Annotated in this window: 11 protein-coding genes; 8 read left to right on the top strand and 3 right to left on the bottom strand. The window is 63.0% G+C overall.

Annotation, left to right across the window (positions count from 1 at the left end; genetic code table 11):
• Nucleotides 1-110 precede the first annotated feature (110 nt).
• Nucleotides 111-554, bottom strand: coding sequence for a MarR family winged helix-turn-helix transcriptional regulator (locus N1058_RS09735; protein WP_265517511.1), 444 nt, complete (start codon nucleotides 552-554; stop codon nucleotides 111-113).
• 189 nt (nucleotides 555-743) lie between these two features.
• On the opposite strand from N1058_RS09735, the gene N1058_RS09730 reads away from it, so the two are divergent.
• From N1058_RS09730 to N1058_RS09710, 5 genes are read left to right on the top strand one after another with little or no spacing between them, the layout of a single operon-like run.
• The gene (locus N1058_RS09730; protein ID WP_265517320.1) at nucleotides 744-1,253 is read left to right on the top strand and encodes a flavin reductase family protein; all 510 of its coding nucleotides are present in this window, start codon (nucleotides 744-746) and stop codon (nucleotides 1,251-1,253) included.
• Nucleotides 1,254-1,280: 27 nt separating this feature from the next.
• Complete coding sequence (locus N1058_RS09725; protein ID WP_338040656.1) at nucleotides 1,281-2,504, top strand: flavin-dependent monooxygenase; 1,224 nt, start codon at nucleotides 1,281-1,283, stop codon at nucleotides 2,502-2,504.
• Nucleotides 2,505-2,535: 31 nt separating this feature from the next.
• Nucleotides 2,536-3,510 (top strand): gamma-resorcylate decarboxylase, encoded by a 975-nt coding sequence (gene tsdA / locus N1058_RS09720; protein ID WP_265517319.1) that lies wholly within the window; start codon nucleotides 2,536-2,538, stop codon nucleotides 3,508-3,510.
• 10 nt (nucleotides 3,511-3,520) lie between these two features.
• The gene (locus N1058_RS09715) at nucleotides 3,521-4,456 is read left to right on the top strand and encodes an intradiol ring-cleavage dioxygenase (protein WP_265517318.1); all 936 of its coding nucleotides are present in this window, start codon (nucleotides 3,521-3,523) and stop codon (nucleotides 4,454-4,456) included.
• 50 nt (nucleotides 4,457-4,506) lie between these two features.
• A complete protein-coding gene (locus tag N1058_RS09710; protein ID WP_265517317.1) occupies nucleotides 4,507-5,562 on the top strand; it encodes a maleylacetate reductase in 1,056 nt (351 codons plus the stop codon).
• A gap of 34 nt (nucleotides 5,563-5,596) precedes the next feature.
• Here N1058_RS09710 and N1058_RS09705 read toward each other — a convergent pair whose 3' ends face one another.
• Both N1058_RS09705 and N1058_RS09700 read right to left on the bottom strand, forming a co-directional pair.
• A complete protein-coding gene (locus N1058_RS09705) occupies nucleotides 5,597-6,406 on the bottom strand; it encodes an IclR family transcriptional regulator (RefSeq protein WP_265517316.1) in 810 nt (269 codons plus the stop codon).
• Nucleotides 6,390-6,809 (bottom strand): acyl-CoA thioesterase, encoded by a 420-nt coding sequence (locus N1058_RS09700; RefSeq protein ID WP_265517315.1) that lies wholly within the window; start codon nucleotides 6,807-6,809, stop codon nucleotides 6,390-6,392. Before N1058_RS09700 ends, N1058_RS09705 begins: the two co-directional genes overlap by 17 nt.
• Nucleotides 6,810-6,894: 85 nt before the next feature.
• Between N1058_RS09700 and N1058_RS24215 the strand changes: the two genes are divergently transcribed.
• The 3 genes from N1058_RS24215 (at nucleotide 6,895) to N1058_RS09680 (ending at nucleotide 12,694) form a co-directional block, all read left to right on the top strand.
• Nucleotides 6,895-9,639 carry a benzoate-CoA ligase family protein gene (locus tag N1058_RS24215; RefSeq protein WP_420847962.1) on the top strand — a complete coding sequence of 915 codons (2,745 nt, stop codon included), beginning with the start codon at nucleotides 6,895-6,897 and terminating at the stop codon, nucleotides 9,637-9,639.
• Between the two features lie 61 nt (nucleotides 9,640-9,700).
• Nucleotides 9,701-10,666, top strand: a complete 966-nt coding sequence (locus N1058_RS09685) for a TAXI family TRAP transporter solute-binding subunit (protein ID WP_265517314.1) — start codon at nucleotides 9,701-9,703, stop codon at nucleotides 10,664-10,666.
• Nucleotides 10,667-10,729: 63 nt separating this feature from the next.
• On the top strand, nucleotides 10,730-12,694 hold the full coding sequence (locus N1058_RS09680) for a TRAP transporter permease (protein WP_265517313.1): 1,965 nt from the start codon (nucleotides 10,730-10,732) through the stop codon (nucleotides 12,692-12,694).
• Nucleotides 12,695-12,713: the final 19 nt, after the last annotated feature.

The following is a 12,713-nucleotide window of genomic DNA, read 5'->3' as shown; positions in this document are numbered from 1 at the left end:
GCTTCACTGCGCAACGCTGTTTGCCTCATCTCATGATGGAAGATGACCAGAATAGCCGCAGGCACCGTTCCCATGATCTGCTCGACACCCAGATATCATATTAGGCGCTTCTAATCGGAACCGCCGATCTCTTCGAGATTCTCATGAATCTGCTTCAGAGCGTTCTTGAGCCGGGCTACCTCGTCCTCACTGAAGCTCCTTATGCCCACCTCCTCGAAATGCGCGGCAACAGGCATGAGGTTGTCCACCAGCTTTTCCCCGGTCTTGGTCAGGTCGATCCGGACCGTTCGGCCATTGTCTTCAGGGCGTACGCGCGAGACCAGGCCTTTCCGCTTCATGGCGGTGACCAGCCGCGAGAGCGTCGAAATCTCGACCGTGACCATGGCGCTGAGATCGCTCAGCCGCTGCGGGCCTTCCTGCCGAAGAACCGCCATGACACGGTACATGGGAAGGGTGAGGTCATGTTCCGCGAGCCTCTGCGAAAACAGCTCGCCCATTCTGACGCCGACGCGATTGAGCAGGTAGGGCAGTGAGCTTGTGAAGCGGTAGGTCATTTTCATTCACAATTGTTGCGTGGGGCATGGTTAGCGCTTGCCGCCCCGCCATGCAAGCAGCGGGACGATGCACTGCCGCCGCCCGGTCGAGCGTCTCGTCGAGCTTCCGCGCCTCCCCTAAAATAATTGTGTAGACAACATTTGCAAATGCAATTATTGTAATTTGCAGATTGGGAGGAGGAAAGCCTCATGACCTTGACCGTCGTTCCAGACGAAACCGTTGGCACCAGCTTTCGCGCCATGATGCGAAAATTCCCGGCCACCGTGACCGTAGTCACAGGCTGCAATGACGGGGCCGATCACGGCATGACGGTGACGGCCGTCACCTCCGTGTCGATGGAACCACCAGCGCTGGTCGTCTGCCTCAATAACCGGACCTACCTGCACGAAATGGTGCTTTGCCAGCCTAATTTCGCGGTGAACGTGCTGGCGCAGGAGCAACGGCCTCTGTCCGATGCCTTCAGCGGCAAGGTCGCACCGGAGGATAGGTTCCGCCCGGCCGAATGGGAGCGCCATGCCTCCGGTGTCCTCATGCTTGCGGGAGCGCATGCGCGGGTGGTTTGCCGGCGCGTCGCCGCCGTTCCCTACGGAACCCATACACTTTTTATCGGCCAGGTGATCGACGCCTTCGTCGACGATGTAACCCGGCCTCTTCTCTACGAGGACGCGCGGTACTGCATTTCGCAGCCCGCAGCCTGATCACCACAACCTGTTTAGGAGGAACCGATGATACTTGGCGCTATAGAGGCCAGGAAGGAGGACGTCGCCGTTATTGGCGGGACGCTCAAGGACCGCGTTGCGGAACTGTCCCCAGTCTTTCGGCAGCGGGCATTGGAAACCGAGCGCACGCGGCGCGTGCCGGCGGCCAATATCGCGGCCCTGCGCGAGATCGGCTACTTTGACGTGGTAAAGCCTGCCGCCCATGGCGGTTCGCCCAGGCCTTTCGCCGAACTCGTCGACGCAAATATCGAGCTTTCCGCCTCTTGCGCATCGACAGGCTGGGTCGCGTGCCTGCTTTCGGCGCATCAGTGGCTGCTCGCCATGTTCCCGAAGGCAGCGCAGGAGGATGTCTGGGCTGAAAACCCCGACGCGCTCTTATGCGGCTCTTATGCGCCCACCTCCATGGCCGAGCGCGTCGAGGGGGGCTATCGGCTCGAGGGACGCTGGTCCTTCGCCAGCGGCTGCGAAAATGCGCAGTGGTCTTTGTGCGCTGCCGTACTGCCTGGGCGTGAGGAGGGGGAGAAGCCGGTTCCAGCATTCCTGCTTGTGCCGGCTCGGGAGTACACGATCGACGATACATGGGACGTGGTGGGCCTCGCCGGCACGGGATCCAAGACGCTCGTGCTCGACAATGTGGTGGTGCCGGAGCATCGCGTGCTGACCTTCCCGCAGGCCACCAGCGGAAGGACGCCGGGTGCCAATGTTTACCAAGGTCATGCCTTGTTCAACATGCCTCTGCTGACCGGCATCCCATCCTGCCTGGCCTCTGCTGCGGTGGGCGCCGCCAAGGGCGCGCTTGAAAGCTACGTCACCTCGATCTCGACGCGCGTCACGCGCGGGGCAGTGGCTGGCGGCAATAACCGCATGGCCGAGTTTCCCACCATTCAGCTCCGGGTGGCGGAAGCGGCGGCGAGCATCGATGCCGCACGCGAAATCCTGCTGCGCGACGTCGCGAATGCTGAGGCATTGGCCGGATCGGGAAACGCGTTCACCGTGGAGGACCGCCTTGTCAGCCGCCGCGGACAGGGGTTCGCCGTCAGTCTTGCGCTGCGCGCCGTGGAAGCGCTCAACGCCTCGACCGGCGGCACGGGACTCAATCTGGAAAATCCCGTTCAGCGTGCCTGGCGCGACGCAAATGCGGTCGGCCGCCACATCAGCATGAATTGGGATGCGGTCGGAACGATGGTCGGCCAGCACATGCTCGGCCTCGAACCCAAGGGCCAGTACTGACCCGGCTCGAACACACCTCAAGGGAGGAAACATGCAAGGCAAGATCGCGCTCGAAGAGCATTTCGCCATTCCCGAAACGCTGATGGATTCAGCGGGGTTCGTGCCGGGAGACTATTGGACAGAGTTGAAAGGCAGGCTGCTCGATATCCAGGACACACGTCTGAGGCTCATGGACCAGCACGGGATCGACATGATGATCCTTTCGCTCAACGCGCCCGCCGTTCAGGCAATCCCCGATACCGGCAAGGCCGTCGAAATCTCGCGCCGCGCGAACGACGCCCTGGCCGAGGAATGCGCCAAACGCCCTAGCCGGTTCCGCGCCTTTGCCGCCCTGCCGCTGCAGGACCCGGAAGCGGCATCGCGTGAGTTGGAGCGCTGCGTCAAGGATCTCGGCTTCGTCGGCGCATTGGTGAACGGTTTCAGCCAGCGCAGCGACACTAATGATCTGCTTTATTATGATCTGCCGCAATATCGCGGCTTCTGGGTTACGGTCGCCGCGCTCGACGTGCCGTTTTATCTGCATCCGCGCAATCCCCTGCCAGAGGATAGTCGCATCTACGAAGGCCATCCCTGGCTGATGGGCCCCACCTGGGCCTTCGCGCAGGAAACGGCGGTGCATGCGCTGCGGCTGATGGGTTCGGGTCTGTTCGACGAACATCCCGGCCTGCAGATCATCCTCGGCCACATGGGCGAGGGGCTGCCCTACATGATGTGGCGCATCGATAATCGCAATGCCTGGGTGAAGGTGCCGCCGAAATATCCAGCAAAGCGGCGTATCGCGGATTATTTCAACGAGAACTTCTACATCACCACCTCCGGCAACTTCCGCACCCAGACGCTGATCGACGCCATGCTGGAGATCGGCTCGGACCGCATCCTCTTCTCCACCGATTGGCCGTTCGAGAATATCGACCACGCGGCGGACTGGTTCGACAGCGCCACCATCTCCGAGGCGGATCGCACCAAGATCGGCCGGACCAACGCAAAGGCGCTCTTCAGCTTGTAGGAGGCGGATTATGACGGCCAACAAATACCCTCTCTTCTCCGAGGAGAGCTCTGTGGAAGTGGTCAACGCGCGCATGGGCGCGGATGTGGATCCGCGGCTGAGTGAGGTGATGGCGGCGATCGTCCACCATCTGCACGCGGCGGTGAAGGAAGTGGAGCCCACCCATGAGGAATGGCTGGCCGCAATCGATTTCCTCACAAAAACCGGCCACATGTGCACGGATTGGCGTCAGGAGTTCATCCTGCTGTCGGATGTGCTCGGCGTCTCCATGCTGGTCGACGCGATCAACCATCGCCGCCCGTCCGGCGCCACGGAAAACACGATCCTCGGCCCGTTCTACGTGCCTGAAGCTCCCCGATACGAGCGCGGCACCAATATCTGCCTGGACGGCAAAGGAGAGCCGCTGGTGGTGGGCGGCGTCGTGCGGGACACGGAAGGTAAGCCTGTTGAGGGCGCGCTCATCGATGTCTGGCAGACCAATGACGACGGCTTCTATGACGTGCAGCAGAAGGGCGTTCAGCCGGACTGGAACCTGCGCGGCGTCTTCACTGCGGACGAGAACGGCAGCTATCGCTTCCGCTCCGTCAAGCCACGCTACTACCCGATCCCCGATGACGGTCCGGTGGGCAAGCTGCTCGGCCAACTCGGGCGTCACCCCAACCGCGCCGCGCACATCCATTTCATCGTCACCGCGCCAGGCTACGATCCGCTCATCACCCACATCTTCCCGCCCGACTGCGATTATCTCGATCAGGACGCCGTGTTCGGCGTAAAGGAGAGCCTGATAGCGGACTTCCGGTGCATGGAGCAGCCTGGAACAGGCGAGGATGCGGGTCTCGCAGCACCCTACTGGAGCGTGAACTGGCATTTCGTCCTGACAAAAGCATTTTGCAGCCAGATGGAACCATCTGGCGTCCGCATAAATGCGGAAAAACAAGGAAAATAGAGCGCCGTGCGTCCGAATGGACGCACGGCGCTCTAGGCCAGGAGGCTGACATGCAGGCATTCACTTATACCGGTCTTCCCACGAGGGTCATCTTCGGCAGCGGCACGCTCGACACACTTGCTCCCGAGGTGGAGCGCCTCGGCGTCACGCGCTCGCTCGTGCTTTCGACGCCCCATCAGCGGGATATGGCTGAGGATACCGCGCGGCGTCTGAGCACGCTTGCCGCCGGCATTTTCTCGGAAGCTGCCATGCACACACCCATTGATGTGACCGAGCGGGCTATGCGCGAGGTCGAGCGCTGCGGCGCGGACGGCATTGTGGCCATCGGCGGCGGATCGACGACCGGCCTCGGCAAGGCGATTGCGCTGCGCACAGACCTGCCACAACTCGTCGTGCCCACCACCTACGCAGGCTCGGAAATGACGCCGATCCTTGGCCAGACCGAGCACGACCGCAAGACCACGCTGCGCGACCCGAAGGTGCTGCCGGAAACCGTCATCTACGATGTTTCGCTGACACTCGGGCTGCCGGCGAAGCTCTCCGCCGTGAGCGGCATGAACGCCATCGCCCACGGCGTCGAGGCGCTCTATGCGCAGGACCGCAACCCTGTGATCGATCTGATGGCCGAGGAAGGGATCGCCGCACTCGCCCGAGCGCTGCCGGGCATCGTAGCGAAACCCAACGATCTCTATACGCGGTCGGACGCGCTTTACGGCGCTTGGCTCTGCGGTATCTGCCTCGGTTCGGTCGGCATGGCGCTGCACCACAAGCTCTGTCACACGCTGGGCGGCATGTTCGATCTTCCCCATGCGGAAACGCATGCCGTCATCCTGCCCCATGCCATGCGCTACAACACGGAGGCGGCACCTGCGGCAGCGGCAAAGGTGGCGCGCGCGCTCGGGGCAGGGGACGCCGCAAAGGGTTTGCAGGGCCTCGCACGCCGCGTTGGTGCGCCGATGTCCCTCAAGGAGATCGGCATGACCGCGGAAGGCATCGAGCCGGCCGTGGCCCAGGCGATGTCGAACCCGTACTGGAACCCCGAGCCACTCACTGAGGCCCGCATCCGTGAACTTCTGGAGCACGCATTCCATGGCTCCGATGCTTGAGAGCAGCCGCCCGCTTAGGGACGACCCGCGTGGTCTATTTCGCGTCGGCCAAGGTCATAGGGGCAAAAGAAAGCTCCTTGCAGAAGGCAACGAGGCGCGCAACGGCTTCCGATCCCGGCTGGACAACGCCCGGGTCGGTGCCAATCAAGGTCACCACGGCCTGCGCTTCTCCCTGCCAGTCGAGGATGGGAGCGGCGATGGCCACGAGGCCGGGTATGAACTTGCCTTCCACCGAGGCATAGCCCTGGGCACGAATGGTCCCGACCAGCTTTTCGAGATCGCGCTCCGTCGGCGCCAAATCCGGGGCGATGGCCGGATTCTTGCGCGCGCCGCGAATTTCGGCCGCGCGGATCGCCTGAAGCGGGGCCTGGGGCGCCCAGGCGAGGAAGGCGCGCCCCGTAGCGGAATTGAGCAGGGGCAGCGTGGTCCCAAGGCCCATCGAAGTGACCGTGGGCGAGGCGGCGCGCTCCCAGCGGATCACTGTCGCACCCTGGTTTCCCCAAACGGAGAGCAGCGCTGTCAGTCCGGATTCCGTGCACAGATCTGGCAAGGCGTCGGAGGCACGGTTCACAAAATCGTGCCGGGCAAGCGCCGAAAGGCCGAGCGTCACCGCGCCGGGGCCGAGATCGTATTTTCCGGAGCGGCCGGCCTGCTCCACGAGACCGGCTCGCTGAAAGGAGGCGAGATAGCGATGCACCTTGCTGGGCGGCATGCGGCACTCGCGGGCGAGCTCCGACAGCGACACCGGTCCGCGGTGTTCCATCATGGCGCCGAGCAGCCGCAATGCCGCGTCGAGTGATTGAATGCCACCCGTCTGTCCCTCGCCCTTATCGTCCTTGGCCATCACCTTCCACCATTCTGCGCAGTGCCCCGACTTCCGCAGCGACCATACCGTTATCGGTACGCTTGAACAGCGCTCGCAACTCGTTCCCCACAACCGTGACATGGCCGCCGACACGCCCCTCATAGGAAAGGCGCAGGGTTTTGCGGCCCCATTCCTCGACGGAAAGGGTGAGGGTCAGGACGTCTCCATCGCGCATCGGCCGACGGAACTGGGCGCCGGCTTCCATAAGCCCCAGACCGATGGCTCCCAGCGTTTCGCAAATCGCGCCATGCCCGCCGAAGCGCCTGAGCCAGTCGTGGAAGGTGCGGTCGAACCATGCGTAAACGTGCGGATAAAAGACGATTCCGGCAGGATCACAATCGCCGAAACTGATCGAATAATCAAGGCTGTGCGCCGTTCGCATTTTCTGCTCCATAAAAAGCATTGCATAATATGGAAAACAATCTATCCTTCTAATCTCAATCTGTCGAGTGAGTTTGGGAGGAGACATGGCTAGGCTGTCCAGCATCGAGATCTTGGGTGCAGGTCCGGCAGGGCTCTATGCCGCGATCCTGCTGCGACGTTTCCTGCCGGCTGCGCGGGTGCGTGTAACCGAGCAGAATCCGGAAGGCGCGACTTTCGGCTTTGGTGTTGTCTTCTCCGACCAGGCGCTGGATTTCCTCAAGGCCGACGATCCTGAGACCCATGATCTTGTGACGCCGCGCATGGAGCGCTGGCGGAATATGACGCTGAACCTGCCAGCCGGGCAGGTGATCCTCGACGGCGTCGGATTTGCCTCCATTGGCCGGCTGGAGTTGATCGAGATCCTGCGCAAGCGGGCGCAAGCAGTCGGCGTGGAAATGCGCTTCTCGCATACGGTGACCGCGCTTGACGAATTGCAGGCGGATCTCATTATCGGAGCAGATGGGCTGAACTCCCTGGTCCGCCGTTCGCGCGAGGCGGAATTCGCGCCGGTGCTCGAGCATTTCAGCAACCGTTTCGCCTGGTTCGGCACGGAACGCCCCTTCGATACGCTGACCCAGACCTTCGTGGAGACCGAGAAGGGGGCGTTGAACGCGCATCACTACCGGTTCTCCCCGAACCGCAGCACCTTCATCGTCGAATGCGACGAGGCCACCTTCGGCGCATACGGCTTTGCGGACATGGACGAAACGCAGAGCGCGCGGTTGTGTGAAACGATCTTTGCCGACGTTCTGGAAGGCGCGCCGCTGATCACCAACAAGTCCATGTGGCGGCAGTTTCCGCGGCTATGGTGCCAGAACTGGGTCACGGGGCGGCATGTGCTTTTGGGCGACGCCGCCCATACCGCGCATTTCTCGATCGGTTCCGGCACGCGACTGGCGATGGAGGATGCCATCGCGCTCGTCCGCTCGCTGGCCGCGCATGACGATGTCGATGAGGCGCTTGCGGCCTACCAGGCCGAGCGGCAGCCGGTCGCCAAGAAGATTGTCGACGCTGCCAACACCTCTGCAAATTGGTATGAGAGCTTTGCGGCGAAGATGGCTTTGCCGCCGGTCGATTTCGCTTTCGACTACCTGACGCGCTCCGGCCGGATGGACATGGAGCGTCTGCGCAAGATCGCGCCGGGGTTTATGGCCCGTTACGAGGCCGAGAGGGCGGCGGAAGGCAGCGCTCTTGCCGACCCGGTAAAGGACGATGCGCCCGGTGCCGTCGAACTTGGCTTCGACAGGGCTGCACACCCGAACTGCTCCGCCATCCTGTGGGACAATCTCGCCCGCAATCCCGACAAGCCCGCAGTGATCGGGCCGGCCGGCACACTGACCTATGCCGAACTGGTGGCAGAGGCGGCGCGGTGGGGCAACGCCTTCATCGCCGCCGGGCTGAAGCGGGGGGACCGCATCCCGTTCTTCCTCGATGATACGCCGGCCTATCCGGCGGCCTTCTTCGGGGCGGTGCGCGCCGGCTTCGTGCCTGTGCTCCTGAACACACAGACCACGCCCGACCTCCTGAACTTCTTCCTGCAGGACACCGGCGCGCGGATCGCTGTATGCGAGGCATCCCTGGCGGACCGCTTTGGGCCGGAGACGCTGAACGGCACAGCGCTGGAACAGGTGGTGATCGCCAACGGCATGGCCGAAGGGGCAGGGCGCATCGCAGCCGCTGACTTCCTGAACGGACAGCCGCAGACGCTCGACTGTGCCGACACCGGCCCGGACGACATGGCCTTCTGGATGTATTCCTCCGGCTCGACCGGTCGGCCCAAGGGGATTGTCCACCTGCATCACGATATGGCCTATACGCAGGCCTCCTTCGGTAAGCACGTTTTGAAGCTGCGTGCCGACGACATCTGTTTTTCGGTGCCGAAGATCTTCTTCGCCTACGGCTTCGGGAACGCGATCACCTTTCCCTTCTCCATCGGCGCGACAACGCTTTTGCTGCCGGGTCAGCCGCGCCCCGACGCGGTACTGGATACAATCGAGCAGTTTTGCCCGTCGGTGCTCTTTGGCCTTCCGACGCTCTACACGGCACTGGCGCGGACCGAAGGTGTCGAGGCGCGCGATCTGAGCTCGCTGCGTCAGTCCATGTCGGCGGCTGAAATCCTGTCGCAGGAAATCTATGACTCCTGGAAGGCGCTGACGGGGCACGGCCCAACCGAGGGGCTGGGTTCGACAGAGATGCTGCACATCTATCTGTCCAACTCCCTGGACGACCACCGCATCGGCTCCGCTGGCGCCCGCGTCCCGGGCTATGAGGTGCGCCTGGAGACGCCTGAGGGAAAACCGGCAGGTCCCGGCGAGGAAGGCGTGATGTTCGTGCGCGGCCATTCCTCGGCCCCCTGCTACTGGAACCGGCCGGACAAGACCCGCGACACCATGCGCGGAGACTGGCTCTATACCGGCGACCGTTTTATCGAGAAGGACGGCTATTACTACTTCCAGGGGCGCGCCGACGAGTTGATCAAGGTTTCGGGCCAGTGGGTCTGGCCGCTGGAGGTGGAGCGCTGCCTGAACGAGCATCCCGACGTCCACGAATGTGCCGTGATGGCGCACGAAATGGCAGACCGCAGGATGACTCTGCGAGCCGTGGTCCGTTTGCGCGAGGGTAAAGCCGGGAGTGACGAACTGAGCGAAACCCTGCGCGCCTACATCAAGTCTCGGCTACAGCCATACAAATATCCACGCATCGTCGAGTATGTCGCCGACCTGCCCAAGACCGGCACCGGAAAGATAGACCGGCAAGCGCTCTTGCCAGTGAAAGAGGAAAGTCTGTGACAGGGCTGGGAGGCTCCTCGGCACGGTTCGGCAAACAATTCTTATCAATGGGAGGAATGAAATGAAGATCAGCAACTATTTATTGGCAGCCAGCTTGGCGCTCGGGTTAACCGTGCCCGCCGCCGCGCAGGTCAGTTCCATCGCAACCCCGCCACAGGGATCGGTGTGGAACACCATGTCGTCCGTCATTGCCGGTCAGGCGCGCGAAAGCAGCGATCTGCGCATGGTGGTGCAGCCTTACGGCGGTAATGCACAGATGATGCAGGCATTGAACGAAGGCATCGCGGAGTTCGCGCTCAACGATGTCAACGACGCCATTTCTGCGGTCGCGGGCAGCGGCGAATATGGTACCGCGTTGCCCAACCTGCGGGTCATTGCGCGCATCAATCCCTTCCCGGTCGGGCTCTATGTGAAGGAAAGCTCCGGATTGACCACAGTGTCGGATCTCGCGGGCAAAAGCGTGCCCTCGGGCTGGGACGGATTCCCGATCGCAAGGTCCCACATCACCGCCATCCTCGCCGCCGGCGGGCTGAGCTGGGATGACGTGAAGCAGGTACCGGTGCCGGAATTGATCCGCGGCTCGGACGACATGGCTTCCGGGCGTGTCGATAGCGCCTTCTTCGCCGTCGGCGGACCGAAGGTTGCCGAGATCGACGCCTCGGTCGGCGGCGTGCGCTTCCTGACCGTCGAAGCCAATGACGAGAACCTCGCCAAAATTCAGGCGGTCCGCCCGGCCTTTTATTTCTCCGAGGTCACCCCCGCACCGCCGCGGGTTGGCGTCAAGGAGCCGATGATGTTCGTGACGTGGGACAATATCCTCGTGGCCGGCAGCCATGTGCCGGATGAGCAGGTCAAGGATTTCCTGTCGGTCATCTTCGACAACACCGAAGCCATCGGTAACGCCTATCCGCCGCTCAAGGCGCTCAATCTCCAGACCGCCTACAAGAGCTACCCGGGATTGGAGTACCACCCCGGCGCCATCGCCTTCTTCGAAGAGCGCGGCGTCGAGCAGCCGGATTCCGAATAGTCTTTTAGCTTCGCGGGGCGGCATTGACGCCGCCCCGGTCGATCTGGATCGAAAGGGTAGAGCGTGAGCGACAACACCCCGCAAATCGCATCCGGTGCGCCGGAAGATGTGAGCGGACCAGCATGGGTCCGGCACCTGGTTCATGCGCTCGCCGGCACCCTCACGCTGCTCGCCGTGGCGCAGGCCGCTGACCTGCCGTCCCGGCTTGGCTATTCATACTATACCGAGCAGTTCCTGGCGGTGATCCTCGGCTTGAGCCTTGGGCTCGTGTTCCTTGTCCGCCGCGCACGGCGATCGGACGACACAACCAGTGCGCCGCCGATACCGGACTTGATCCTTGCTGCGCTCGGCCTCGGCCTTTCCTTCTATGTGGCCTTGGCCTATCCGGCCCTCCTTTCCAGCGCCATGATGCTGCCGTGGGATGCGCTGATCGTCGGCGGCCTTCTGTTTCTCCTCGTGCTTGAAGGCTTGCGCCGGACGGTGGGCATAACGCTCGTCGTCGTCGTCCTGGCGATCGTGCTTTACGGGCTTATCGGCCATCTGGTGCCGGGCATCCTGCAAACCCGCGAGGTCCAGGCGCCGCGCATGGCGGTCTATCTTGCCTTCGATCCTAACGGCCTGTTCGGCATCACCCTCAACGTTGCTGCGACCGTCGTCGTTGCCTTTATCCTTTTCGGCCAGCTTCTATTGCGCTCCGGTGGCGCTGATTTCTTCAACGACATCGCGCTCGCCAGCATGGGCCACAGGCGCGGCGGCTCCGCGAAGATCTCCATCGTCGCGTCGGCCCTGTTCGGCTCCATCTCGGGCGTGGTCGTGTCGAACATCGTTGCGACCGGCGTGGTGACGATACGGCTGATGATCAATTCCGGCTTCCGCCGCACCACGGCGGCAGCCGTCGAGGCGGTGGCGTCAACCGGCGGGCAGATCGCCCCGCCTGTCATGGGTGCGGTGGCCTTCCTGATGGCCGACATCCTGCAAAAGCCCTATTCGGAAATCGTGGTGGCGGCGATCGTGCCGGCACTGCTCTATTATGTCGCTCTCTATGTGCAGGCCGACCTCCAGGCAGCCAAGCACAATATCAGGCCGGTGGAGGGCGAGGAGATCCCGCCTATGGGTCGCGTCCTGTCACGCGGATGGGTTTTCGCGCTGCCTTTTGCGGCAATTGTCGCCGCGCTGTTCTGGTTCAACCAGCGGGCCGAGACCGCGGCTCTGTGGGGTGGCGGTGCCGCCCTGCTGATCGGCCTTTTCATGGGCTACGGCAAGTCCCGCATGTCGCTGCGCGACCTCTGGAGTGCCGCCGTCGAAAGCGGCCAGTCGATCATCGACATCATCATGATTTCCGCGGCGGCCGGCTTCATTATCGGCGTGCTGAACGTGACCGGTCTCGGATTTGCCGTAACGTTCGCGCTGGTCGATCTGGGGCAGGGCAACCTGTTCTTGCTATTGCTCATTTCCGCTGCAGTCTGCCTCGTGCTCGGCATGGGCATGCCCACCGTGGGCGTCTATCTGCTTCTCGCCGTGCTCGTCGCCCCCTCGCTGATCGAGACGGGCGTGGAGCCGATTGCCGCGCACCTCTTCATCTTCTATCTCGGCATGATGTCGATGGTGACGCCGCCCATCGGGATCGGTGCCTTCTTCGCGGCCTCCATCGCCAAGGCTCCGCCGCTGGCGACGGCCTTCGAGTCAATGCGCTTCGGTTGGACCGCCTATATCATTCCCTTCCTCTTCGTATTCTCGCCCGCCCTGCTCTTGATCGGCGACCCGGTTGAGATCGTGGTCGCGGTCGCGACGGCGATCCTGGGGGTCTACGCGATCTCGAGCGCCTTCATCGGCTGGCTGCATGGCCCCGCCGGCATCGTCCGGCGGATCCTGACGGGGCTTGCGGGCGCGGCTCTGTTGCTGCCGCCGGGCATTCTCGCAGCTGCAACGCTCTGGATCAACGGGGCGGGTTTAGCCGCGTTGGTTCTGCTCTGGCTGCTGGGGCGGGACCGGCAAAGCACCGTTTCCGTTCCTCACCCTGCGCAATAACGCATCGACTTGCTAACTG

The sequence above is a fragment of the Nitratireductor luteus genome (genome assembly GCF_026162365.1).
In the GTDB taxonomy this organism is placed as follows: domain Bacteria; phylum Pseudomonadota; class Alphaproteobacteria; order Rhizobiales; family Rhizobiaceae; genus Chelativorans; species Chelativorans luteus.
The sequence above is the reverse complement of the archived record's forward strand: the minus strand, read 5'-3'. Positions and strand labels throughout refer to the sequence as shown.